A 22,839-nucleotide genomic window follows, 5' to 3' on the forward strand; every position below is an offset into this window, starting at 1 on the left:
CCAGGGCCGGGATTCTAAATAAACTTTCATCTGGCTTGTGGTCTGGTCCGGACAGCCCAAGTCAGGGGCGTTGAAGCTTGATATCATCCGGCCAGTTTTTTGCCAGGAGGCGTCACCATGAGTGCCCTGACCCGGGTCGGCTGGAAGCCCTTTTTCGCGGTGTGCCTGATGCTGCTGTGCAGCGCGGCGGCCCAGGCGGCCAATCAGCCCTGTTCTGGAAAGAAAGGCGGCATCGCCCGTTGTGACGGCGAACTCTTCCTGTGCAACGACGGCTCCATCAGCGCCTCGAAGAAGAACTGCGCGCTGATGTTCGGTCAGCGTTCCTCCACCTCTCGTGCCGAGCCACTGCTGCGCGACGCTCAGGGTTGTACCTGCGGCAGCGGCAGTTTCTGCACTGGCCCGCGGGGCGGGGTCTACTGCCTGACCCCCAGTGGCAATAAAAGCTACAAGCGGCGTTGAAGCCCCGACTGAGCTTCTCTGTATCAAGGTGTCATGCAATGAAATACGCATCACGTTTCAAGGGGCTGCTGTGGCTGGTGGTGGCTGCTCTGCTGTTGAGTCTGGCCGTGGATCTGGCGTTGCGCCTGCCAGGCTACCTGGAGGCTTATGCCGCCGATCCCCACTATGCGCGCTGGATGCTGGGGTATCGCGGCCTGGACGTGCTGGTCATTGCCCTGATGGCGGTGATCGTGCCGGGCATCATGCGCCTGCTGGACTTTCGCCGTTCAGCCTGGCTGGCATTGCCGCTCTTTATGCTGTGGGGGCAGGGCATCGCGCAATTGACCCTGGTGGGCAACCTGCTGCTGGCGCTGTGGGTCCTTGGGCTGCTGGTGCACTGGTGCTACACCCGGGGCCGGGAGCTTTACCTGAGCAGGCGTGCCTGAGGGGGGGCCGTGCAGAACGCCCGCCACAAAACTCCCAGGCCGGTAAATTGCACGACCCTGGCGCGGGAGCTGATCGCAAGTCATTGAAATGCATTGAGTTATAAAGTTCGTGCAACTGGCACGCTGACTGCACTTGTCCCCTGGAGACGTGCAACAGCCTTTTTCATGCCTGGAGCAGAACAACAATGAACAGACCCTCTGAACACCAGCTCGCCACTGCGGACGCCTCGAGTCATTACTCGGGGGTGTCCTGGGCGGCGATCTTCGCCGGCGCCGCGGCGGCCGCCGCCTTGTCCCTGATCCTTTTACTGCTGGGCTTCGGCCTGGGCTTTTCCGCGGTTTCGCCCTGGGCCGGCAGCGGCATCAGTGCCAAGGGCCTGGGTATCTCCAGCATTGTCTGGCTGGCCCTGACACAGATTCTCGCTGCCGGGCTGGGGGGTTACCTGGCCGGGCGCCTGCGGGTGAAGTGGGCCAATCTGCACGGCGATGAAGTGTACTTCCGGGACACGGCCCACGGCTTCCTGGCCTGGGCCGTGGCGACCCTGGTGACCGCGACCCTGGTGGTGGGCTCGGTGACGAGCGTCATCAGCGGCGGTGTGCAGGCTGGTGCCCAGGTCGTTTCCGGTGCCGCCAGCGCCGCGACCCAAGTGGCCGGTCATGCGGCGGCCCAGGGCTCCCAAGACGATTACGGCTATTTCGTCGACAGCCTGTTCCGCGATGATCGTCCGGTAGCGGTCAGCGATGACGCGGCGCGGGGCACGGTGTCGCGGATCTTCGTGCGTACCTTGAGCAACGACGGTCAGCTCTCGTCTGAGGATCGCCGCTACCTGGCGCAACTGGTGGCCCAGCGCACCAACCTCAGCCAGGCCGAAGCCGAGCGCCGGGTGGACGAGGTGTTCGCCAAGACCCAGCAAGCGCTGCATGAAGCCAAGCAAGCTGCCAGGGAAGCCGCCGACAGCGCCGCCAAGGTGGCCGCCTGGTCGTCTTTGTGGATGTTCATCGCGCTGCTGTGCGGGGCTTTCTTCGCCAGCCTGGCGGCGACCTTCGGTGGCCGTCGCCGGGATGCCGTGGTCTGGTTTGAAACCGACGTCCAGCCGCGCACCGTGGCCCCGACTCCCATTCACTGACCCAAGAGAATTCCCATGCGCTCATTACTGTTGTGGTTCCTCGGTGTGCCGATCCCGGTGATTATCCTGATCGCCATTTTCATGCACTAAGCAGCCTCCCGAAACGGGTTACCCGTTGTCCATGCGCCGCTGCCGGCTTCTGCCAGCAGCGGCTTTTTTGTGGCCCGTGTCGCAAGTTTGAGAAGGGGGATGCACTGCTTGGGTGCACTCCGGCCTTTTGCTTGGCCCAGATCAATATTTCTGTCGGACAAAAGCACTAGATTGGCCCGCGCTCGGTTCTGACAGAGTTTTCGGAACCGCGGTGTTACCACGTCCTTGCCCCAGGACTGCGGGTGGCAGGACGCCGGTAACCCCACTCACTTCTCACGGATGAACCGCAATGCGTCAGATAGACCGCAATTTTGATATTCAGCCGCTGCAGCATGCGGACATGACCATCAGTCTCAACGGCCAGCCGGTCACTGCCGCCCTGGGTGAAACAGTCCTCAGCGTGATCCAGGCCACCGGCCTGCGCCAGGTGGCGCGCAATGACCACGGACAGTTGGTCGGTGCCTACTGCGGCATGGGTGTGTGCCATTGCTGCCTGGTGCAGATCGACGGCCGCCACAAGCGCCGCGCCTGCCAGACCCTGGTCAAGCCGGGCATGCAGGTGCAGACCCTGAGCAACCGCATCAGCGAGACGGAGCCCACGGTATGAGCCTGAACCCGGTGATTGTCGGCGGAGGGCCGGCGGGCATGGCGGCGGCTATCGAACTGGCCAAGCACGGCGTGCGCAGCACCCTGATCGAAGAAGCCTCGCGCCTGGGGGGCGTGGTCTTTCGCGGCCCGCTGCGCGATGGCGTGCAACTGGATTACCTGGGGCCGCGCTACTGCGAGACGCTGGCCAAGCTGCACGGCGAATTTTCCGATCACGAGCAGATGATCGAGGTGCGCCTCAACCACCGGGTGATCGGTGCCGAGGGCCTTGACAGCCTGATGCTGCTGGATGCCGACGAGCAGGTGCAGCGGGTGGCCTATGGGCAATTGTTGCTGGCGGCCGGCTGCCATGAACGCAGCGTACCGTTTCCCGGCTGGACGCTGCCGGGGGTCAAGTTGCTCGGTGGTCTGCAACTGCAGATCAAGAGCGGCGTGGTCAAGCCGCAAGGTCCTGTGGTGATCGCCGGCACCGGGCCCTTGCTGCCACTGGTGGCGTGCCAGTTGCACGCCTCGGGCGTGCGGGTGGCCGGGGTCTACGAGGCCAGTGCCTTGAGCAAGATCGCCAAGCAGAGCCTGGCCCTGCTGAACAAGCCCCAGCTGTTTCTCGACGGCCTGAGCATGCTGGCCTACCTCAAGCTGCACAGCATCCCCCTGCGCTATGGCTGGGGCGTGGTCGAGGCCCAGGGCCAGGACGCCTTGAGCGTGGTCACGGTTGCCCCGTATTCCGCCGACTGGCAGCCGGACATGGCCAAGGCCGAGCGCATCGCCGCCCAGACCCTGGCGGTAGGTTACGGCTTCATTCCCCGCACCCAACTGAGCCAGCAGATGGGCCTGGATCACGGCTTCAGCGATGACGGCTATCTGCGGGCCAACGCCAACGCCTGGCAGCAGAGCAGCGAGCCGCACATCCACCTGGCCGGCGACATGGGGGGGATTCGCGGTGGTGAAGCGGCGATGCTCACCGGCCGCATCGCGGCGCTGTCGATCCTCATGCAGCGCGATGTGCTGAGCAACGAGGCGGCCTTGCAACGGCGCCAGGGTTACGAGCGCAAACTGGCCTCGATCCTGCGCTTTCGCGGCGCGGTGGACCGCTATACCGCACGTGGCACCGGGCAGATAGACCTGCCCAAGGGCGACACGGTGATTTGCCGTTGTGAACACACCACTCGCAACGATATCGAGCGCGCCCTGAGCCAGGGCGTGCAGGACATGGCCAGCCTGAAAATGCGCACCCGGGTGAGCATGGGCGACTGCCAGGGGCGGATGTGCGTCGGCTATTGCAGCGACCGCCTGCGCCAGGCCACCGGACGCAAGGATGTGGGCTGGATTCGCCCGCGCTTCCCGTTGGACCCGATTCCGTTTTCCGCCTTTGCAGCCCCAGACCAGGAGGTCCCCGGACATGAGTAAGTATTACGACGTGGTGATTGCCGGTGGCGGCGTGATCGGGGCGTCCTGCGCCTATCAGTTGTCCAAGCGCAAAGACCTCAGAGTGGCGCTGATCGACGCCAAGCGTCCGGGCAACGCCAGCCGGGCTTCGGCCGGCGGCCTGTGGGCCATCGGTGAGTCGGTGGGCCTGGGCTGCGGAGTGATCTTCTTTCGCATGATGTCGGCCAACCGCAAGCGCGAGGCCCAGGGTTCGGCGGTGGTGGTGGACTCCAGCACCCCGCACATCCTGCCGCAGTCGTTCTTCGACTTCGCCCTGCAGTCCAACGAGCTGTACCCGCGCCTGCACCGCGAACTGATCGGCCTGCACGGCATGGACTTCAAGTTCGAACAGACCGGGCTCAAGTTCGTCATCTATGACGACGAGGACCGCCTGTACGCCGAACACATTGTCGGTTGCATCCCGCACCTGTCCGATCAAGTGCGCTGGCTCGACCAAGCGGCCCTGCGCGCCGCCGAGCCGAAGGTCAGCCACGAAGCCCAGGGCGCCCTGGAGTTCCTCTGCGACCACCAGGTCAACCCCTTCCGCCTGACTGATGCCTACACCGAAGGCGCACGGCAGAACGGCGTGGATGTGTACTTCAACACCAACGTCACCGGGGTCCTGCACCAGGGCAACCGGGTCAGTGGAGTACAGACCGCCGAGGCCGGGCTGTTCCATTGCTCGACCCTGATCAATGCCGCCGGTGCCTGGGCCGCCGAGCTGAGCCTGCAGGCCACTGGGGTGGAGATTCCGGTCAAGCCGGTGAAGGGCCAGATCCTCCTCACCGAGCGCATGCCCAAGCTGCTCAATGGTTGCCTGACCACCAGCGACTGCTACATGGCGCAGAAGGACAACGGCGAGATCCTGATTGGCAGCACCACCGAGGACAAGGGCTTCGACGTCAGCACCACCTACCCGGAAATCAACGGTCTGGTGCAGGGGGCGGTGCGCTGCATTCCCGAGCTGGCCCAGGTCAACCTCAAGCGCTGCTGGGCGGGCCTGCGTCCGGGCTCGCCGGATGAACTGCCGATTCTTGGGCCGATGGATGGGGTCGAGGGTTACCTCAATGCCTGCGGGCACTTCCGCACCGGCATCCTGACCTCGGCCATCACCGGCGTACTGCTGGACAAACTGGTGAACGACGAAGCCCTGCCGCTGGACATCACCCCGTTCCTGGCCCGGCGTTTCGCCACCGCCCCGGTGAAGAAACAGCCCGAACCGGCCTGACAGATCCCCACGAGGATCTGTTGGACTTGCGTAGGAGCTGGCTTGCCAGCGAAAGCGTTTCCAAGAGCGCCGCACGGCTCGCGGGCCTCTTCGCCGGCAAGCCGGCTCCTACGGTCGGCAGGGTCTGTTGGACTGTCGTAGGAACTGGCTTGCCAGCGAAAGCGTTTCCAAGAGCGCTGCATGGCTCAGGGGGCTCTTCGCCAGCAAGCCGGCTACGGTGATGGCGCTGTGTGGGTCAGGTAGCGGGGGTGTCGAGGAACACCGGCAGCTGTTCGGCGTAGTCGGCAAAACCGCGCACCGCCGGGAATTGCTCGGGACCGAACAGGTCCGCCAGCATCATCTGGCTGAAACTCCAGGCCACCGCCAGGCTGATCCCGGCCTGGCTCAGGGCGCCGTCCTGGGGCAAGGGCTGTTTCTGCAGTTCCTGTTCCAACTCGGTATAGGCGGCCTGCAATTGGCCGCCGATCCGCTCCAGCCAGGGGCCGTGCTGTTTCTCCGCCGGACGCAGCTTTCGTTCGTAGACAATCTGCACCGACTTCTCACAGGCCGCCAGGGCCAGGCCGATCAACCGCAACTCATGCAAACGCGCTGGCAGGGCCAGGGGCATCAGGCTCCTTTGCGGGCCGGCCAGGCTTTCCAGGTAATCGAGGATCAGGCTCGAATCCATCAGCACCTCACCCCCGTCGCAGACCAGGGTTGGTGCCTTGACCACCGGGTTGATGGCCTTGAACTGCTCGAAGGTGCTGAACACCGAGAGCGAATGATGCTCGAAGGGCAGGTCCATGCATTTGAGGCTGATGGCGACGCGGCGCACATAGGGTGAATCGAGCATTCCAATGAGTTTCATCGCGTATTTCCTTGTCTTGAACGGCGCAACGGATGGGGAAGGCGCGGTTAATGTAGCGGCATTGAATCGGCCTTGCACAGCTCCTTGTCATGGCTCAGCAGCGGCTACAGGCCAATGCCGATCGGGGGTTGGTGTAGCCGCTGCCGCAGGCTGCGAACGGCACGAAGGGCCGCGGCGTTCTTGAGGCCGCTGCGGGTTTGGCGGGGGATCGCCAGGCAAGGCCCTGCGGGCCTTTGCGCAGCTTCGCCGTGGCTCAGCAGCGGCTACAGGGCCAGTGCCGATCCGAGGTTGTGTAGCCGCTGCCGCAGGCTGCGAACGGCACGAAGGGCCGCAGCGCTCTTGAGGCCGCTGCGGGTTCGGCGGGCGATCGTCAGGCAAGGCCCTGCGGGCCTTTGCGCAGCTTCGCCGTGGCTCAGCAGCGGCTACAGGGCCAGTGCCGATCCAAGGTTGTGTAGCCGCTGCCGCAGGCTGCGAACGGCACGAAGGGCCGCGGCGCTCTTGAGGCCGCTGCGGGTTTGGCGGGCGATCGTCAAGCAAGGTCCTGCGGACCTTTGCGCAGCCTCGCCGAGGCTCGGCAGCGGCTACAGGGACGGTGCCGATCCGAGGTTGGTGTAGCCGCTGCCGCAGGCTGCGAACGGCACGAAGGGCCGCAGCGCTCTTGAGGCCGCTGCGGGTTCGGCGGGCGATCGTCAGGCAAGGCCCTGCGGGCCTTTGCGCAGCTTCGCGGGCTCAGCAGCGGCTACAGCCAGGCAGGTAATCGGCGACCGGCGGGTTGCGCGTCGCGTTACCACAGGTGCTAGGGCTGCCGTGGTCGCAGGCACCACCAGACCAGGCCCAGGGCGAGGCTGGACAGGCCGGTCAGGGCCTGCAGCGAGCCGGCCGGGTGGTTCGCCAGCAGGCTGGCAAGCAAGCCGCAGCCGGCGGTCAGGGCCATCTGGATAAAGAAGAACAGCCCCGAAGCGGTGCCCGCCATCGCCGCATAGGGTTGCAGGATCGCCAGCTGGCAGGCGGGTATCGCCAGGCCCACCGAGAGCATCAGCGGCAGCATCGGCAGGACGATTGCCCACAGGCTGTCGGGCCACAGGCTGCGAGCGAGCAGCAACAGGCCGGCGCCCGCCAGGTTCAACAGGCAGGCCCGGGCTATCAGGCGGTCGGCGCTGTGGCGCGCGCCCAGGCGCTGGAACAGCCGCGAACCCAGCAGGTAGCCGGCCACGGTGGCGGCGAATACCAGGGCGTAGGCCGTGGGTGACAGCCCCAGCTGGCGCTGCAACAGCGCCGACGATTGCAGGATGAAAGGGAAATAGGTGCAGTACAGGCAGCCGATGGCCAGGGAATAGCGCATGAAATAGCGCTCGCCCAGCAGGCGCAGGTACAGGCTAGGCAGGCTTCTGGCGGCCACGGGGCAGAGCTGCGGCGGGCGGGTTTCGGCAAGCCGTTTGTACATCAGCAGCCAGGCCGCCGCGGCCACCAGGCTCAGGCACAGGAACAGCCCGCGCCAGCCCAGCAGGCGGTCGATCAGGCTGCCCAGCGGCGCGCCAGCATCGGCGACAGGGCAATGCCCATGGACAGCAGCCCGAGCAGGCGCGGCTGCTCTTCGGGGGCGCAGCGGTCGCGGACCATGACCCGGCCGATCAGGGTGCCGCAGCAACCGCCCAACGCTTGCAGCAGGCGGGCGACCATCAGCACCTCGACGCTGGCGGCGAGCATGCAGGCCAGGCTGGCCAGTAGGAACAGCGCCGTGCCCGCCAGCAGCACCGGGCGTCGGCCATAACGGTCGCACAGCGGCCCGCCCAGCAGCATCGACAGGGCATAGCCGAGCATGTACAGGCTCAGGGTCAGTTGCAGCTGGGCGTCGCTGGCCACCAGGTCGTCGGCCATGGCCGGCAGCGCCGGCAGGTACAGGTCGATGCTGATCCGTGGCAGGCAGACCACCACCAGCAGCAATAGGGTCCAGAGCCAGGGAGCAAGGGGGCGTGTAACAGCAATGGAGCGGGGCGGGGCGTCGGCAAGCGGGGGCATGGCGGGCTCGGGGCAAGTGGGTACGGCGCTGAAATTAAGGTCTTTATGGTTTAATGCCGAGCACCGTTTAGAGCCCATTCGACTGGACCACTATGAGCCGTGGAAAACACCCCGTGCCCCTCGACCTGCCCCTGCCGGAGCGCATGGATGAAACCCTGGGCAAGCAGGACAGCGCCTACGCTGCCTTGCGCCAGGCGATCCTGGAAAAACGCCTGCCTGCCGGCTGCCGCTTGCCTTCGACCCGCACCCTGGCCCAGCGCTGGGGCCTGTCCCGGGGCACCCTGGAAGTGGTCTTCGACCGCCTGCGCAGCGAAGGCTATGTGAGTCGCGCCAGCGGTTCCGGGACCCGGGTCTGCGCGGTGGTACCGGACCTGTATCTGAGCGCGCCGGCACGCGTTGCACCGTCCGCCAGCCGTGACAACGAGCCCTCGTGTCCGCCGCTGAGCGTACGTGCCGGCCAGCCCTTTGTGGCACGACTCGCCGACCCGGCGCTGTTTCCCCTGCAGCGCTGGACCCGTTCCCTGACCCGAGCCCTGGGCAGTGCCACGGCGCAATCGCTGTGCGATGCCGACCCCGCCGGCCTGCCGGCGCTGCGCCAGCAGATCGCCGAGTACCTGGGGCAGCACCGGGGCATCGCCTGCCATGCCGGGCAAGTGATGATCACCACCGGCATCCGCCATGGCCTCGACCTGCTGGCCCGCAGCCTGCTCAATGCAGGGGACAAGGTTTGTATCGAAGACCCCGGCTACCTTTCGGCCCAGGGCCTGTTTGCCCTGGCCGGTGCGCAGCTGGTGCCGATTCCGGTGCAGGAGGAGGGCATCGACGTGGCGCAACTGCAAGGCCACCGCGATGCACGCATGGTCTACGTGACCCCGGCCCATCAGGCGCCCCTGGGCATGACCATGCCGGTGTCCCGGCGTCTGGCGCTGCTGGAATGGGCCCGGCACAGCGACACCTGGGTGGTGGAAGACGACTACGACAGCGAATTCAACTACCAGAGCGCGCCCCTGGCGGCTCTCAAGTCTCTGGACCCGGATGACCGGGTGATCTACTGCGGCAGTTTCAACAAGACCCTGTTCGCCGGTTTGCGGGTGGGCTTCATGCTGGTGCCCGAGGCGCTGCGTGCAAGGCTGCTGGCCACCTTGCAGAACACCGGGCGCTCGGTGGGGGTGATCGAACAGCTGGCCCTGGCCGACTACATCGCCAGTGGCGCCTTTCTGCGTTGTCTGCGGGCGGCGCGTCAGGCTTATCAGGAGCGCCGCGACCTGCTGCTGGCGATTCTCGCGCGGGAGGCGCCCGGCTGTTACCGCATCAGTGGCCAGCAGGCCGGGCTGCATCTGCTCCTGGAGTTGCCTCCGGGTAGCGACGAGGCGGGCTTTCGCCGGCGCGCGGCAGAGCAGGGCCTGCTGCTGCAAGGGGTGATTGAACATTGCCAGCAGGTGCGCCGGGCGCCGGCGGTGATCATCGGCTATGCGGCCCTGAGCCTGGCGCAGATCCGTTTCAGCGGATCGCGGCTGGCGGCGCTGCTGGTGGCCGCGGCGCGGCAAGAGCAAGAACAAGTGCAAGCGCGCTGAGCCTGGGCTGTCATCTGCCTGTCATGTGGTTCGGGCACCCTCGACGCCCCGGCCTTCGGCCTTTGTGGATTACACGGACGTCATGATCATTGTCACCGCCGGCGCGGCCTATCTGGATATCGACGCCTACGCCGGTTGCATCGCCTACGCCGAATTGCTCAACCTCAGCGGCCGCCCGGCCCGGGCCCTGAGCAGCGCACCGCTGAACGAGAGCATCCCGGCCCATTTCCGCCAGCAGCTCAAGGGCCTGGACCGCCACGTCCCGGAGGGCGCCGATCAGTTCGTGCTGGTGGACATTTCCAACCACTTGCACCTGGACCCGTTGGTGGACCTCGCCCGGGTGATCGAGGTCATCGACCATCACCCCGGGTTCGAGGCCTTCTGGGACGAGCGCCTGGGCAAATACGCGGATATCCGCCCGATCGGCGCCGCCTGCACCCAGGTTTTTGAGCGCTGGCGCGATTCCGGGCTGCTGCCCAGGATCAGCCGCGACAGCGCGCAACTGCTGGCGGCGGGAATCCTCGACAACACCCTGAACTTCACCGACCAGGGATGCACCGCAGCGGACCGCGAGGCCTACGCTGCCCTGGCCGCCCATGCCGGCCTGGGGCCGCAGTGGCCCGACGAGTATTTCCAGCAATGCCAGCGGCAGATCGAAGCGCAACTGGCGCAGGCCCTGCTCAAGGACCTGAAAGTCCTCGAACCGTCCAGCAACCTGCCGCAGCGCTTTGCCCAGCTGACCCTGTGGAATGGCGAGGACCTGCTGGCGCGCCAGCGCAGCCTGATCGAGCAGGTGCTGGGGCAGTGGGGCGATGACTGGCTGCTGAACCTGATCAGCCTCAGTGAGGGCAAAAGCTACCTGCTGACCGGCAGCCAGGGCAGTGCCCACAAACTGGAGCGGCTGCTAGAGTGCCGCGCCCTGGACGGCGTGCATTGCCTGGCCCGGCCGATCCTGCGCAAGGAACTGCTGCGCAAGGGCCTGGCGCTGCAGGCCCCGTCCTGTCGGACGGGCTAGTCGTCGAAGCCGCCCTGTTCGTGAATCTCGTCCATCTTCAGTTCCAGGCGGTAGGCCACGGCGATGAACAGTGCCTGGCACAGGCACAGGGTGGCGCTCAGTGAGCGGAAGGCGAAGGAGCTGCCTTCATTGACCAGCAGCACGCTGTTGGCGCGCTTGGCCAGGGGCGACAGGGTGCTGTCGGTGATGATCAGGGTCTGGGCCTGGTTGTGCTGGGCAATGCGCAGGCAGTGCTGGGTCTCTTTGCCATAGGGGGTGAAGCTGATGGCGATTACCAGGTCGTTGGGGCGGATGCTGCGCATCTGCTCGCGGTAGCTGCCCCCCAGGCCCGACACCAGGTGAATGCGCTTGTTGGTGTGCTGCAGGTTGTACACCAGGTAGTCGGCCACGGCGAAGGAGCGGCGCACCCCGACCACGTAGATGTTGTCGGCGTTGACCACCAGGTCCACGGCCTTGTCGAAGGCCGTGTCGTCCAGTTCCAGGCCCAGGCGCTCGATCCCCGAGAGGGTGGCGTTGACGCATTCCCGAGCCAGGTCACCGCCGCTGGCCTTCTGCGACTTGTTGGCAATCATGCTGCGGATGCGCTGCTGGTAGTTCTGTACCGGCGTGGCCTTGTGGGTGTAGGCCTGGCGAAACAGCGCCTGCATTTCACTGAAGCCGCTGAAGCCGAAACGCTGGGAGAAGCGCACGATGGCCGAGGGATGCACTTCGCATTCCCGCGCGATGTCACTGATGCGGTCGACCATGATCCGGTCGCTCTGCTGGCTCATGTAGCTGGCAATGCGCTTGAGCTGGCGCGGCAGGCTCTCGTATTCCTCGGTGATCAGTTGCAGCAGGCGTTCGGCATTGATCGGAGGGCTGACGAGGTCGCTCTCGGGCGTGCTCTCGGACAAGGCCGGCTGATCGGTGCGGGACATAGAAAATCCTTCTGGCTTGTGCTTATGGGAACGGCCTGTGGCCCCGTCCCCTGACAATAGGTGGGCAGCCGGCAGTCTACAGGGTAGGGGCCCATAAAATCTTCGGGCTGATGCCGGCCGGCACCTTGCTGAAACGATGCATGACCTCTGGCTCAGGCTAGAACAAGTTTAATGGAAAAAATATTCCACGTAAAAAACTTATAGAAAAAATATTGATTGGCGCCGAGAGACGTTTTAGTCTGCATCCACCAAGAGTGTTCGGCGCCTGCCAAGGGTGGCGAGCACAGGCTGATAAAAATAACAGGAGCCAGCATGGGCCAGACTCGTTTTGCCAGTGGGCGTCAATTGGATCTGATTTGCCTCGGACGCCTGGGCGTCGATCTCTATGCACAGCAGGTCGGTGCGCGGCTGGAGGATGTCAGCAGTTTTGCCAAGTACCTCGGCGGCTCGTCGGCGAACATTGCCTTCGGCACCGCGCGTCTGGGCCTCAAGTCGGCGATGTTGAGCCGGGTCGGCGACGATCACATGGGGCGCTTCCTGGTGGAGTCCCTGGCACGCGAAGGCTGTGACGTCAGTGCCATCCAGGTCGACCCGCAACGCCTCACCGCCATGGTCCTGCTGGGCCTCAAGGACCGCGAAACCTTCCCCCTGGTGTTCTACCGCGAGAACTGCGCGGACATGGCGCTGCGCGCCGAAGACATCGACGAAGCCTTTATTGCCTCCAGCAAGGCCTTGCTGATCACCGGCACCCATTTCTCCACCGACGGCGTCTACCGGGCCAGCCTCCAGGCCCTGGACTACGCGCAAAAGCACGGGGTCAAGCGGGTCCTGGACATCGACTACCGGCCAGTGCTCTGGGGCCTGGCGGGCAAGGCTGACGGTGAGACCCGGTTTGTCGCCGATCACCAGGTCAGCCAGCATGTGCAGAGCATCCTGGGGCGTTTCGACCTGATCGTCGGCACCGAAGAAGAATTCCTCATTGCCGGTGGCAGCGACGACTTGCTGACGGCCTTGCGCACGGTGCGCTCTTTGAGCGCCGCGACCCTGGTGGTCAAGCTCGGCCCGCAAGGGTGCTCGGTGATCCACGGCGAGATTCCGCCGCGCCTGGAGGACGGGGCGATCTATCCCGGTGTGCGGGTGGAGGTGCTCAACGTGCTGGGCGCCGGCGATGCCTTTATGTCCGGCTTCCTCAGTGGCTGGCTGAAAGACGCCAGCGATGAGCGCTGCTGCCAGTTGGCCAACGCCTGCGGCGGCCTGGTGGTGTCGCGCCATGCCTGTGCCCCGGCGATGCCGACCCGCGCCGAACTGGATTACCTGTTCAGCAGCCCGGTGCCCATTACCCGTCCCGACCAGGACCCGATCCTGCAACGCCTGCATCAGGTCAGCGTGCCGCGCAAGGCCTGGAAGCAATTGTTCGTCTTTGCCTTCGATCACCGTGGGCAACTGGTGGAACTGGCGCAACAGGGCGGCCAGGACCCGACGCGCATCAGCGTCCTCAAGCAGCTGTTTATCCAGGCGGTCGAGCGGGTCGAGCAGCTGCTGCGCGAGCAGGGCGTGGCGGCCGATGTCGGCCTGCTGGCCGACCAGCGCTTCGGCCAGGATGCGCTGAATGCCGCCACCGGGCGCGGCTGGTGGGTGGCGCGTCCGGTGGAGGTGCAGGGCTCGCGGCCGCTGGCCTTCGAGCATGGGCGCTCGGTGGGCAGCAACCTGATCGCCTGGCCCCAGGAGCAGATCATCAAGTGCCTGGTGCAATATCACCCGGACGATGAACCCCTGCTGCGCCTGGAGCAGGAAGCACAGATCCGCGGCCTGTATCAGGCGTCCCAGGTCAGCGGCCACGAGCTGCTGCTGGAAATCATCCCGCCCAAGGACCTGCCCGGCGCCCATCCCGAGGTGCTCTACCGCAGCCTCAAGCGCCTGTACAACTTGGGTATCTACCCGGCGTGGTGGAAGATCGAGGCGCAGTCGGCCGAGGAGTGGCAAAAGCTCGACGAGCTGATCCAGGAGCGTGACCCGTACTGTCGTGGCGTGGTGCTGCTGGGCCTGAATGCCTCGGCCGAGTGCCTGGCCGAGGGCTTCCGGCAAGCCGCCAACAGCCAGACCTGCCGTGGTTTTGCCGTGGGCCGGACGATTTTCCAGGAGCCGAGCCGTGGGTGGCTGGCGGGGGAGATCGACGACGAAACCCTGATCCGGCAAGTGCAGGGCACCTTCGAACAACTGATCAACGCCTGGCGCAGCGCCCGCTCACGTTAGCAGCCGGCTTGCCGGCGAAGAGGGTCTTGAGCCTGGTGCCAGGCTCGCCGGAGCCTTCGCTGGCACGCCAGCTCCTACGAGTGCGAGGCCGTACTCCACGCTTTCATGAATAACAACAAAAGGTGCAGCCATGCCCGCTATCCGAATTGGCATCAACCCGATCTCCTGGAGCAACGACGACCTGCCGGCCCTGGGCGGTGAAACGCCCCTGAGCACCGCCCTGAGCGAAGGCCGTGACATCGGTTACCAAGGCTTTGAACTCAACGGCAAATTCCCCAAGGACGCCAAGGGTGTGGGCGATGTGTTGCGCCCTTATGACCTGGCGCTGGTCTCGGGCTGGTACTCCAGCCGCCTGGCCCGGCGTTCGGTGGCGCAGGAAATCGACGCCATTGCCAGCCACGTCGAACTGCTGAAACGCAACGGCGCCTCGGTGCTGGTCTACGGCGAGGTGGCCGACTCGATCCAGGGTTCACCGGTGCGCCTGATCGAGCGTCCGCGCTTCCACAGTGAACAGGCCTGGCAGGATTACGCCGACAAGCTCACGGAGCTGGCGCGCTTCACCCTGTCCCAGGGTGTGCGCCTGGCCTATCACCATCACATGGGCGCCTACGTCGAGTCCCCGGCAGACATCGACAAACTGATGAGCCTGACCGGCGAGGAAGTCGGCCTGCTGTTCGATTCGGGCCACTGCTACATGGGCGGCGGCGAACCCCTGGAGGTGCTGCGCAAGCACATCCGCCGCGTCTGCCACGTGCATTTCAAGGACGTGCGCAAGCCGGTGGTGCAGCTGGCGCGCAACAACCTGTGGAGCTTCCCGGACTGCATCGTCAACGGCACCTTCACCGTGCCCGGTGATGGCGACCTCGACTTTGCCGCCTTGCTCGATGTGCTGCTGGACGCGGGCTACCAGGGCTGGCTGGTGGTGGAAGCCGAGCAGGACCCGGCCGTGGCACCGAGCTACGTCTATGCGAAAAAAGGTTACGACACCTTGCGGGCCCTGCTGGACGCCGCTGTGCAACGCAGGAGTACTGCCCAATGAACCTGCTGGTGAAAAGCGCGGCCAAGGGCCGGACCCTGGTCCAGTTGCCAGAGGGCGCCCTGGAATACGTGGGCTTCAGTGCCTACCGCCTGAGCCTGGGGGAAAGCCTGCCGCTCAGCGCCGGCGACCAGGAACTGTGCCTGGTGCTGCTCAGCGGCCGCATCGATGTGCAGGGCCAAGCGCCCCAGGGCGCCTTCCAGTGGGACAACCTGGGCGACCGGCAATCGGTGTTCGAAGACAAATCGCCCTTTGCCGCCTACTTGCCGCCGGGCAGCCAGGCCCAGGTCACCGCTCTGAGCGAGGTGCAGATCGCTGTGTGCGCCGCCCCGGGTGATGCCGCCGCTGGCCTCGGCCCGCGGCTGATCCGCCCGGAGCAGTGCAAGCGCAGCGTGCGCGGCAAGGGCGCCAATACTCGTTATGTCTGCGACATCCTGCCCGACAGCGAGCCGGCCCATTCCCTGCTGGTGGTGGAGGTGCGCACGCCGTCCGGGCATTCCTCCAGCTACCCGCCGCACAAGCACGACACCGATGACCTGCCGCACCAGAGCTTTCTGGAAGAGACCTATTACCACCAGGTCAACCCGCCCCAGGGCTTCGTCTTCCAGCGGGTCTACACCGACGACCGCAGCATCGACCAGGCCATGGCCGTGGAAAACAGCGACCTGGTGGTGGTGCCCAAGGGCTATCACCCGGTCAGCGTGCCTTACGGCTACGAGTCCTATTACCTGAACGTCATGGCCGGGCCCAAGCGCGTCTGGCAGTTCCATAACGACCCGCAGCACAGTTGGCTGCTGGATCTCTGAAGCGCCGAACTCAGACGGCAACCCTTTACGGAGAACAAGAACAATGAGCGACACCCCGGTAATAGGTCATTACATCGGCGGCCAGGTGCAGGACGCCGGCGAGCGTTTCAGCCAGGTGTTCAACCCGGCCACGGGTGCGGTCCAGGCCCGCGTCGCCCTGGCCAGCCAGAAGACCGTGGACGAGGCCGTGGCCGCGGCGCTGCGGGCTTTTCCTGCCTGGTCCGAACAGTCCTCCCTGCGCCGTGCGCGGGTGATGTTCAAGTTCAAGGAACTGCTGGACCGGCACCACCAGGAACTGGCGCAGATCATCACCCGCGAGCACGGCAAGGTGCTGTCCGACGCCATGGGCGAGGTGACCCGTGGCATCGAGATCGTCGAATACGCCTGTGGCGCGCCGAACCTGTTGAAAACCGATTTCAGCGACAACATCGGTGGCGGCATCGACAACTGGAACCTGCGCCAGCCCCTGGGCGTGTGCGCCGGGGTCACGCCGTTCAACTTCCCGGTGATGGTGCCGCTGTGGATGATTCCCATCGCCCTGATCACTGGTAACTGCTTCATCCTCAAGCCGTCCGAGCGCGACCCGTCCGCTAGCCTGCTGCTGGCGCGCCTGTTGACCGAAGCCGGGTTGCCCGAAGGGGTGTTCAACGTGGTCCAGGGCGACAAGAGCGCGGTGGACGGCTTGCTCCAGCACCCGGACATCGAGGCGATTTCCTTTGTCGGTTCGACGCCGATTGCCGAGTACATCCACCAGCAGGCCAGCGCCCGAGGCAAACGCGTGCAGGCTCTGGGTGGGGCCAAGAACCACATGATCGTGATGCCCGACGCCGACCTGGACCAGGCCGCCGATGCACTGATCGGTGCGGCCTACGGCTCGGCCGGCGAGCGCTGCATGGCCATCTCCATCGCCGTGGCGGTGGGCGAGGTAGCCGACGAATTGATCGCCAAGCTGCTGCCGCGCATCGACCAGCTCAAGGTCGGCAACGGCTTGCAGGGCGACAGCGACATGGGGCCGCTGGTGACCGCCGAGCACAAGGCCCGGGTTGAAGGTTTCATCGACCAGGGCGTGGCCCAGGGCGCACAGCTGCTGGTGGACGGACGCGGCTTCAAGGTACCTGGGGCGGAGCAGGGCTTTTTTGTCGGCGCCACCCTGTTCGATCACGTCACTACCCAGATGAGCATCTACCAGCAGGAAATCTTCGGGCCGGTGCTGGGCATTGTGCGGGTGCCCGACTTTGCCAGCGCGGTGGCGCTGATCAACGCCCATGAATTCGGCAATGGCGTGTCCTGCTTCACCCGCGACGGCGGCGTGGCCCGGGCCTTTGCCCGCAGTATCAAGGTGGGCATGGTGGGCATCAACGTGCCAATTCCGGTGCCCATGGCCTGGCATTCCTTCGGCGGCTGGAAGCGTTCGCTGTTCGGCGACCACCATGCCTACGGCGAGGAAGGCGTGCGCTTCTACAGCCGCTACAAGAGCGTGATGCAGCGCTGGCCCGACAGCATCGCCAAGGGCCCGGAATTCAGCATGCCGACGGCCAAGTAACTGTCTCGACGGGATGGATTTGGGAGCACAAGAAGAATGAGCCAGCCCCTGCGTTTCGCCCTGAATCGTATGGTTGCACCGGGTTTGTCACTGTTGGAGTTCATCGACCTGGCGCTGACGCTGAAGGTCGATGCCATTGAGCTGCGCAATGACCTTGCGGGCGTGGAAATCGAGGACGGCACGCCGCCGCAGCGGGTCCGCGAATTGTGCGCGGCCCAGGGCATCAAGGTGTTGTCGATCAACGCCCTGTACCCCTTCGATGTGTGGAACGACGAGCGTCGCCAGCAGGCCCTGAAACTGGCCGCCTATGCCCGTGCCTGCGGCGCCGAGGGGCTGGTGCTGTGCCCGCTCAATGACCCTGCCGATCCGCGCACTGAGGCCCAGCGCAGCAGCGCGTTGCGCACGGCCCTGAGCGAACTGGCGCCGATCCTGCGGGAGCACGGCCTGCTGGGGTTGATCGAGCCCCTGGGCTTTGAGGAATGCGCGCTGCGCCACAAGCGCACGGCAGTGGAGGCGATCCGTGCCACTGGCGGCCTGGATGTGTTGCGCCTGGTGCACGACACCTTCCACCACCACCTGGCCGGCGAGCATGAGTTCTTCCCCGAGCTGACCGGGCTGGTGCACATCTCCGGAGTTGAGGACCGCCAGGCGCCGCTTGGCAGCATTCGCGACGGTCATCGGGTACTGGTCGGCGAGGCGGACATCCTCGGCAATGCGGCGCAGATCGACACCTTGCGCAGCCGTGGCTACAGCGGCTACCTGTCGTTCGAGCCGTTTGCCGAGAGCGTGCACGGGCGGGCGGATATCCAGCAGGCGCTGGCGGCGAGCATTGCCCACTTGCGGCAAGCCCTGGCCTGAGGTCATTTCCTTGTGGGCGCTGGCAAGCCGGCTCCCCCAGGGCGACATAACAAGATGAAGGTGCAAACCATGAGTACGACACGCTTGACCATGGCCCAGGCCCTGGTGAAATTCCTCGATAACCAATACGTCGAGGTGGATGGGGTCCAGAGCAAGTTCATCGCCGGGGTCTTCACCATTTTCGGCCACGGCAACGTGCTCGGCCTGGGCCAGGCCCTGGAGCAGGACTGTGGCGACCTGGTGGTGCACCAGGGCCGCAACGAGCAGGGCATGGCCCACGCCGCCATCGGTTTCGCCAAGCAGCACCTACGGCGCAAGATCTACGCCTGCAGCTCCTCGGTGGGCCCCGGCGCGGCCAACATGCTGACCGCGGCGGCCACCGCCAGCGCCAACCGGATTCCCTTGCTGCTGTTGCCGGGGGACGTCTACGCCAGCCGCCAGCCGGACCCGGTGCTGCAACAGATCGAACAGTTCCATGACCTGAGCATCAGCACCAACGATGCCTTCAAGGCCGTGAGCCAATACTGGGACCGCATCAACCGCCCCGAGCAACTGATGAGCGCGGCGCTCCACGCCATGCGCGTGCTCACCGACCCGGCGCAGACCGGCGCCGTGACCCTGGCATTGCCCCAGGATGTGCAGGGCGAAGCCTACGATTACCCGGACTCCTTCCTCGCCAAGCGCGTGCATCGCATCGACCGCCGCCCGGCCACCGAGGCCATGCTCGGCGATGCCCTGGCGCTGTTCGAGGGCAAGCGCAAGCCGCTGATCATCTGCGGCGGCGGGGTCAAGTATTCCGGGGCCAATCGGGCGTTGCAGGCCTTTGCCGAACGCTTCGGCATTCCTTTTGCCGAAACCCAGGCGGGCAAGAGCGCGGTGGTTTCCGAGCACCCGCTGAACGTCGGCGGGATCGGTGAGACCGGCTGCCTGGCAGCTAACCTGCTGGCCAGGGAAGCCGACCTGATCATCGGCATCGGTACCCGCTACAGCGATTTCACCACCTCGTCGAAATGGCTGTTCCAGCACCCGGAGGTGGCGTTCCTCAACCTCAATGTCTGCCCTGGCGACAGCCTCAAGATGGAGGGCGTGCAGCTACTGGCCGATGCCCGCGCCGGCTTGCAGGCCCTGAGCGAAACCCTGGGCCGCAGCGGCTATCGGGCGGCTTGGGACGGGCAGATCGGCGAGGCCAAGGCGCAGTTGGAAGCCGAGGTGGACCGGGTGTATCAGGTGCAATACCAGGACGACGGTTTTGTCCCGGAAATCAATGACCACCTGGACCCGGCGGTGCTGCGCGAATTCATCGAACTGACCGGCTCCTGCCTGACCCAGAGCCGGGTGCTCGGGCTGCTCAACCAGGCCTTGCCCGAGGACGGCATCATCGTTGCCGCCGCCGGCAGCCTGCCCGGCGACCTGCAGCGCAGCTGGCGCAGCAAGGGGGTCAATACCTACCACGTGGAATACGGCTATTCGTGCATGGGCTACGAGGTCAACGCGGCCCTGGGGGTCAAGCTCGCCGAGCCGGATCGCGAGGTGTACGCCCTGGTGGGCGACGGCTCCTACCTGATGCTGCACTCGGAGCTGGTCACCTCGATCCAGGAGCGGCGCAAGATCAACGTGGTGCTGCTGGACAACATGACCTTCGGCTGCATCAACAACCTGCAGATGGGCCACGGCATGGACAGCTTCGGTACCGAGTTCCGCTACCGCAACCCGCAGAGCGGCAAGCTCGACGGCGGCTTTGTGCCGGTGGACTTCGCCATGAGCGCCGCCGCCTACGGCTGCAAGACCTACAAGGTCAGCACTGAGGAGCAACTGCTGGCGGCCCTGGCCGATGCCCGGACCCAGACGGTATCGACCCTGATCGACATCAAGGTCCTGCCCAAGACCATGATCCACAGCTACCTGTCCTGGTGGCGGGTGGGCGTGGCCCAGGTGTCCACCAGCGAGCGCACCGATGCGGCGGCCAAGACCCTTAATGAACGCCTGGCCCAGGCCCGGCAGTACTGATTGCTCTGCAACGAACAACAACAGGAGTATCTGCATGTCTTTGAAACTTGGCGTTATCGGGACCGGGGCCATCGGCCAGGATCACATCCGTCGTTGCAGCCAGACCCTGCTGGGCAGCCAGGTGGTGGCGGTCACCGACATCAACCTGGCGTCGGCGGCCAAGGTGGTCAGCGACCTCAAGCTCAGCGCCGAGGTCTACCCGGACGGCCACGCGCTGATCAAGGCGGCGGACGTCGAGGCAGTGCTGGTGACCTCCTGGGGCCCGAGCCACGAGGAGTTCGTGCTGGCGGCGATTGCCGCGGGCAAGCCGGTGTTCTGTGAAAAGCCCCTGGCGGTGACCGCCGCCGGCTGCCGGCGCATCGTCGAGGCCGAAATCGCCCACGGCAAGCGCCTGGTGCAGGTGGGTTTCATGCGCCCCTACGATGCCGGTTACCAGGCCTTGAAGGCGGTGATCGACAGCGGCCAGATCGGCGAGCCGCTGATGCTGCACTGCGCCCACCGCAACCCGCGGGTGGGGGAGAACTACAAGACCGACATGGCCATCACCGACACCCTGATCCACGAACTGGACGTGCTGCGCTGGCTGCTGGCCGACGACTATGTGTCGGTGCAGGTGGTGTTCCCGCGCAAGACCAGCAAGGCCCTGGCCCACTTGCGCGACCCGCAGATCGTGCTGCTGGAAACCGCCCGTGGCACGCGCATCGACGTCGAAGTGTTCGTCAACTGCCAGTACGGCTACGACATCCAGTGCGAAGTGGTGGGGGAGAGCGGTATCGCCAGGCTGCCGGAGCCGTCCCAGGTGCAATTGCGCAGCGAAGCCAAGCTGTCCAACGCCATCCTGATGGATTGGAAGGAGCGTTTTATCGCCGCCTATGACGTGGAGTTGCAGGCCTTTATCGACGGCGTGCGCGCCGGCCAGGTAGGCGGGCCCTCGGCCTGGGACGGCTTTGCCGCCGCCGTGGCGGCCGATGCCTGCATCGAAGCGCAGGGCAGCGGCCAGATCGTCAAGGTTGAGCTGCCTGTGCGCCCGGGCTTCTACGACTGACCTTGTACCGGGCCTGCCCGGGGGATTTGCGGGGGCGCCTGCGGTTGGGCGCCGCTGAACCGCCGCCCGGGTTTTCCCCGGGCGCGACCCCACCGGGCTTGGGCGCACATTGGCCACGGGCCAGGATTTTCAAGGCTTTAACTGATTTGGAATAAAATTCTAAAATGAGTTGATATAGAAATTATTTTCCAATAAAGTCATTTTCAGGTTGCCGACTCGCTAGGTCGCATGCCCTCAAGCAAACCATGAGAGGCGTGCGGACCGACCCACAAAAACAACAGGTACCGTCGATGAAAATCTTCACTAGCACCATCCTCGCTCTCGGTTCGCGGTTTCGCAGCTCGCCCGCGCCAACCTCCGCTTCGCCTCGGCCCAGCCGCTCTGCCGTCCTCCTGACCTGCCTCGGCTTTCTGTGTGTAGAACGCAACGGTTCACTGCTGTGCTGCGTACCCGGTGCCCCCATCGTGCATCTGTCGCTCTGAGTGGTTTCTGCGCTTTATCCATAAAACCTACAAGAATGTGGAGAAAGACCTGTGATGAACACCAAGATCCGTTTTGCCTCGCTTGCACTGTCGATGCTGCTGGCCAGTGGGGCCGCCTTCGCCGACATCAAGATCGGCGTGAGCATGTCGCAGTTCGATGACACCTGGCTGACCTATCTGCGCGAGTCGATGGATCAGAAAGCCAAGTCCCTGCCCGATGGCGTCAAGCTGCAGTTCGAAGACGCCCGCAGCGATGTGGTCAAGCAATTGAGCCAGGTCGAGAACTTCATCAGCCAGAAAGTCGACGCGATCGTGGTCAACCCGGTGGATACCGCCGCCACTAAGAAAATCACCGAGGCCGCGGTGAAGGCCGGCATCCCCCTGGTGTACGTCAACCGCCGCCCGGATGACCTGAACCTGCCCAAGGGCGTGGTGACCGTGGCTTCCAATGACCTGGAAGCCGGGAAAATGCAGATGCAGTACCTGGCCGACAAGATGGGCGGCAAGGGCGACATCGTGATTCTGCTGGGCGACCTGGCGAACAACTCCACCACCAACCGCACCAAGGGGGTCAAGGAGGTGCTGGCCCAGTACCCGGGGATCAAGGTCGACCAGGAACAGACCGGGGTCTGGCTGCGGGACAAGGGCATGACCCTGGTCAACGACTGGCTGACCCAGGGCCGCAAGTTCGACGCGGTGGTGTCCAACAACGATGAAATGGCCATTGGTGCCGCCATGGCGCTGAAGCAGGCCGGGGTCGAGAAGGGCAGTGTGCTGATCGCGGGTGTCGATGGCACCCCGGATGGCCTGCGCGCGGTGAAAAAGGGCGAATTGGCGCTCTCGGTGTTCCAGGACGCCAAGGGCCAGGCGGACGGTTCCATCGATACCGCGGTGAAGATGATCAAGCATGAGCCGGTAGAGCCGGCGGTGTGGGTTCCGTATCGGCTGATCACCCCGGACAACGTCGACCAGTTCAAGTAACGCCGCTCACCTTCCAGAGCTGTTCCAGAAGAACAGGCTCTAACAACAATAAGTAATAAGTGGCAAGGCGGCCTTGGGTGGCCTTGCCGATGGAGT

The 22,839-nt window shown here is 65.1% G+C and carries 18 protein-coding genes and 1 pseudogene; 16 read left to right on the plus strand and 3 right to left on the minus strand.

Going from position 1 to position 22,839, the window contains the following annotated elements; translation table 11 throughout:
• Positions 1 to 117: 117 nt before the first annotated feature.
• The 6 genes from Q8O96_RS04885 (at position 118) to hcnC (ending at position 5,360) form a co-directional block, all read left to right on the plus strand.
• The gene (locus tag Q8O96_RS04885) at positions 118 to 459 is read left to right on the plus strand and encodes a hypothetical protein (RefSeq protein ID WP_115582261.1); all 342 of its coding nucleotides are present in this window, start codon (positions 118 to 120) and stop codon (positions 457 to 459) included.
• Between the two features lie 38 nt (positions 460 to 497).
• Positions 498 to 884: a hypothetical protein gene (locus Q8O96_RS04890; protein ID WP_102864435.1), complete on the plus strand. Its 387-nt coding sequence runs from the start codon at positions 498 to 500 to the stop codon at positions 882 to 884.
• Positions 885 to 1,069: 185 nt separating this feature from the next.
• Positions 1,070 to 2,011 (plus strand): hypothetical protein, encoded by a 942-nt coding sequence (locus Q8O96_RS04895; protein WP_305948466.1) that lies wholly within the window; start codon positions 1,070 to 1,072, stop codon positions 2,009 to 2,011.
• 379 nt (positions 2,012 to 2,390) lie between these two features.
• Positions 2,391 to 2,708: a cyanide-forming glycine dehydrogenase subunit HcnA gene (hcnA, locus tag Q8O96_RS04900; protein WP_102864437.1), complete on the plus strand. Its 318-nt coding sequence runs from the start codon at positions 2,391 to 2,393 to the stop codon at positions 2,706 to 2,708.
• A complete protein-coding gene (gene hcnB / locus Q8O96_RS04905; protein ID WP_102864438.1) occupies positions 2,705 to 4,114 on the plus strand; it encodes a cyanide-forming glycine dehydrogenase subunit HcnB in 1,410 nt (469 codons plus the stop codon). The genes hcnA and hcnB overlap by 4 nt, the downstream gene beginning before the upstream one ends.
• Positions 4,107 to 5,360 carry a cyanide-forming glycine dehydrogenase subunit HcnC gene (hcnC, locus tag Q8O96_RS04910; RefSeq protein ID WP_102864439.1) on the plus strand — a complete coding sequence of 418 codons (1,254 nt, stop codon included), beginning with the start codon at positions 4,107 to 4,109 and terminating at the stop codon, positions 5,358 to 5,360. Before hcnB ends, hcnC begins: the two co-directional genes overlap by 8 nt.
• A 235-nt stretch (positions 5,361 to 5,595) precedes the next feature.
• Here the strand turns inward: hcnC and Q8O96_RS04915 are convergent, their stop codons facing one another.
• Complete coding sequence (locus Q8O96_RS04915; protein WP_305948467.1) at positions 5,596 to 6,207, minus strand: glutathione S-transferase; 612 nt, start codon at positions 6,205 to 6,207, stop codon at positions 5,596 to 5,598.
• 796 nt (positions 6,208 to 7,003) lie between these two features.
• Positions 7,004 to 8,226, minus strand: a pseudogene (locus Q8O96_RS31160) (multidrug effflux MFS transporter).
• 92 nt (positions 8,227 to 8,318) lie between these two features.
• On the opposite strand from Q8O96_RS31160, the gene Q8O96_RS04930 reads away from it, so the two are divergent.
• Together Q8O96_RS04930 and Q8O96_RS04935 are read left to right on the plus strand one after the other, a co-directional pair.
• On the plus strand, positions 8,319 to 9,800 hold the full coding sequence (locus Q8O96_RS04930) for a PLP-dependent aminotransferase family protein (protein ID WP_305948470.1): 1,482 nt from the start codon (positions 8,319 to 8,321) through the stop codon (positions 9,798 to 9,800).
• Positions 9,801 to 9,882: 82 nt separating this feature from the next.
• Complete coding sequence (locus Q8O96_RS04935; protein ID WP_305948471.1) at positions 9,883 to 10,815, plus strand: bifunctional oligoribonuclease/PAP phosphatase NrnA; 933 nt, start codon at positions 9,883 to 9,885, stop codon at positions 10,813 to 10,815.
• Here Q8O96_RS04935 and Q8O96_RS04940 read toward each other — a convergent pair.
• On the minus strand, positions 10,812 to 11,732 hold the full coding sequence (locus Q8O96_RS04940; protein WP_207167655.1) for a MurR/RpiR family transcriptional regulator: 921 nt from the start codon (positions 11,730 to 11,732) through the stop codon (positions 10,812 to 10,814). The two genes, Q8O96_RS04935 and Q8O96_RS04940, sit on opposite strands and share 4 nt — an antisense overlap.
• Positions 11,733 to 12,044: 312 nt before the next feature.
• On the opposite strand from Q8O96_RS04940, the gene iolC reads away from it, so the two are divergent.
• The 8 genes from iolC (at position 12,045) to Q8O96_RS04980 (ending at position 22,743) form a co-directional block, all read left to right on the plus strand.
• Positions 12,045 to 13,985: a 5-dehydro-2-deoxygluconokinase gene (gene iolC, locus Q8O96_RS04945; RefSeq protein ID WP_207167657.1), complete on the plus strand. Its 1,941-nt coding sequence runs from the start codon at positions 12,045 to 12,047 to the stop codon at positions 13,983 to 13,985.
• A 130-nt stretch (positions 13,986 to 14,115) separates the two neighbouring features.
• Positions 14,116 to 15,024, plus strand: coding sequence for a myo-inosose-2 dehydratase (iolE, locus tag Q8O96_RS04950; RefSeq protein ID WP_102864446.1), 909 nt, complete (start codon positions 14,116 to 14,118; stop codon positions 15,022 to 15,024).
• Positions 15,021 to 15,827, plus strand: a complete 807-nt coding sequence (iolB, locus tag Q8O96_RS04955) for a 5-deoxy-glucuronate isomerase (RefSeq protein WP_102864447.1) — start codon at positions 15,021 to 15,023, stop codon at positions 15,825 to 15,827. Before iolE ends, iolB begins: the two co-directional genes overlap by 4 nt.
• Positions 15,828 to 15,870: 43 nt before the next feature.
• Positions 15,871 to 17,370 (plus strand): CoA-acylating methylmalonate-semialdehyde dehydrogenase, encoded by a 1,500-nt coding sequence (locus tag Q8O96_RS04960; RefSeq protein ID WP_102864448.1) that lies wholly within the window; start codon positions 15,871 to 15,873, stop codon positions 17,368 to 17,370.
• Between the two features lie 36 nt (positions 17,371 to 17,406).
• Positions 17,407 to 18,228, plus strand: coding sequence for a TIM barrel protein (locus Q8O96_RS04965; RefSeq protein WP_115582268.1), 822 nt, complete (start codon positions 17,407 to 17,409; stop codon positions 18,226 to 18,228).
• Between the two features lie 69 nt (positions 18,229 to 18,297).
• The gene (iolD, locus tag Q8O96_RS04970) at positions 18,298 to 20,235 is read left to right on the plus strand and encodes a 3D-(3,5/4)-trihydroxycyclohexane-1,2-dione acylhydrolase (decyclizing) (protein WP_207167662.1); all 1,938 of its coding nucleotides are present in this window, start codon (positions 18,298 to 18,300) and stop codon (positions 20,233 to 20,235) included.
• Positions 20,236 to 20,269: 34 nt separating this feature from the next.
• On the plus strand, positions 20,270 to 21,280 hold the full coding sequence (locus Q8O96_RS04975) for a Gfo/Idh/MocA family protein (protein WP_115582269.1): 1,011 nt from the start codon (positions 20,270 to 20,272) through the stop codon (positions 21,278 to 21,280).
• Positions 21,281 to 21,816: 536 nt separating this feature from the next.
• Positions 21,817 to 22,743 carry a sugar ABC transporter substrate-binding protein gene (locus Q8O96_RS04980; RefSeq protein WP_102864452.1) on the plus strand — a complete coding sequence of 309 codons (927 nt, stop codon included), beginning with the start codon at positions 21,817 to 21,819 and terminating at the stop codon, positions 22,741 to 22,743.
• The last annotated feature ends 96 nt before the right edge of the window (positions 22,744 to 22,839 follow it).

It is taken from the genome of Pseudomonas sp. LPH60 (assembly GCF_030718165.1).
Taxonomy (GTDB): Bacteria; Pseudomonadota; Gammaproteobacteria; order Pseudomonadales; family Pseudomonadaceae; genus Aquipseudomonas; species Aquipseudomonas danubii.